Annotated in this window: 2 protein-coding genes and 1 tRNA gene; 1 reads left to right on the top strand and 2 read right to left on the bottom strand. The window is 59.7% G+C overall.

Annotated elements, in window-relative coordinates; all coding sequences use genetic code 11:
• On the top strand, positions 1–678 hold a 678-nt coding region (locus VZ95_RS13965; protein WP_045776398.1), incomplete at its 5' end, for a DUF1501 domain-containing protein.
• Positions 679–859: 181 nt separating this feature from the next.
• Here VZ95_RS13965 and VZ95_RS13960 read toward each other — a convergent pair.
• Positions 860–935 (bottom strand) — tRNA-Ile (locus VZ95_RS13960).
• Positions 936–1,042: 107 nt separating this feature from the next.
• The coding region (gene rpoD, locus VZ95_RS13955; protein ID WP_045776397.1) for an RNA polymerase sigma factor RpoD at positions 1,043–1,963 on the bottom strand (921 nt) is incomplete at its 5' end.

Genomic DNA, 1,963 nt, shown 5'->3' with positions numbered 1-1,963 from the left:
GGGATCAAAGCCGTTTCGCTCAGCAACCCCGGCGCGTTCGCCAAAGCCGCCACTGCCGTTTCGATCCCCGAGCAGTTGCGCCGCAATCCGGTGCTCGACCAGATCAGCGCCGTGCAAGGCACCTTGCGCGTGGCGGGCGAGGATATTCAGGCGAAGCTGAAAACTGTTCCCGCCAGCCTAACCGCCGATTTCCCCAAAACCAACCTGGGCGCGCAGTTTGCCGATGCGCTGCGCCTGCTGGCGGCGGGCGTCGATGCCCCCGTTATCAAACTCTCGCTGGGCAGTTTCGACACGCATATCGACCAAGCCCCCCAACACGCCCGCTTGCTAGGTGATTTCGCCAGCGCGCTCGCCGCCTTCCGCAATGCCGCGCAAAGCGCCGGTCTGTGGGACCGCGTGATCGTCCTCACCTACTCCGAATTCGGCCGTAGGCCCGCTGAAAACGGCAGCAAAGGCACCGACCACGGCACCGCCGCCCCGCATTTCCTCGCCGGCGGCAGCGTGCGCGGCGGGCTCATCGGCACGCAACCGGCGCTCGATAGGCTGGAAAACGACGATCTCGTGCATACGATGGATTTCCGGCAGGTCTATGCCAGCTTGCTGCTGGGGCTCTGGGGGCTGGATGCGGGGGCGGTGTTGGGGAAGAAGGTTGAGCCAGTGGCGGGGTTGGTGGCGTAAGTTTCGCTGCGCGATCTTGGGGCGCGGCCCCCAAACCCGGCTTCAAGGGCGTTGCCCTTGAAAATCCGTTTTAACGTGGATCACTAATCCTATAATGCTGATTTTAATATAAAAATGGGATTCTTAAGGGTCAATCGGCCCTTAAGCGGAGTGCAGAGGCAGCGCCTCTGCGTAAATCCGCTGGTGGGCCCGGCCGGATTTGAACCGACGACAACACCGTTATGAGCGGCGCGTTCTAACCACTGAACTACAGGCCCCCGCAGCGATCCCCGAGCGATGCCGGGGTTAGGGTTATGAAAGCAAAAGGGGCGTTCCGTCAAGAACGCCCCCTGCTGTAATGCGCAGATTTTTTACACTGAACTGATTAGGTATCCAGGAAGCTGCGCAATTTGCGGCTGCGGCTCGGGTGTTTGAGCTTGCGCAGGGCTTTGGCTTCGATCTGGCGGATACGTTCGCGCGTCACCGAGAACTGCTGGCCGACCTCTTCCAACGTATGATCGGTGTTCATGCCAATGCCAAAACGCATGCGCAGCACGCGCTCTTCACGCGGGGTGAGGGTTGCCAGAATCCGCGTCGTCGTTTCGCGCAAATTCGCCTGAATGGCGGCATCGAGCGGCAGAACGGCGTTCTTGTCTTCGATGAAATCGCCCAGGTGGCTATCTTCCTCGTCCCCGATGGGGGTTTCGAGGGAGATCGGCTCTTTGGCGATTTTCAGCACCTTGCGGACTTTTTCCAGCGGCATCATCAGCTTTTCGGCCAATTCTTCCGGCGTCGGCTCGCGGCCGATTTCGTGCAGCATCTGGCGCGAGGTGCGCACCAGCTTATTGATCGTTTCGATCATATGCACGGGAATGCGGATGGTGCGGGCTTGGTCGGCAATCGAGCGGGTGATGGCCTGCCGAATCCACCAGGTCGCATAGGTCGAGAATTTATACCCGCGCCGATATTCGAACTTATCCACGGCCTTCATCAGGCCGATATTGCCTTCCTGGATAAGATCGAGGAACTGCAAGCCGCGATTGGTGTATTTCTTGGCAATCGAAATGACGAGGCGCAGGTTCGCTTCGACCATTTCTTTCTTAGCGCGGCTGGCTTCCCGTTCGCCCTTTTGGATCTTCTGAACCATCGCGCGGAATTCGCCGATGGGCAGCGTCACTTCAGCGGCAAAAGCGGCGGTATCTTCGCGAACCTTACGCGCGTCTTCGGCGTGCTTTTCGTAGAAGCGCGTCCATTTCAGGCTGCGGATGCGCACCGTTTCCAGCCAGTTCGGCACCAGCTCATTGCC

It is taken from the genome of Elstera litoralis (assembly GCF_000963705.1).
Lineage (GTDB): Bacteria > Pseudomonadota > Alphaproteobacteria > Elsterales > Elsteraceae > Elstera > Elstera litoralis.
This window is presented reverse-complemented; position numbering and strand designations above follow the sequence as displayed.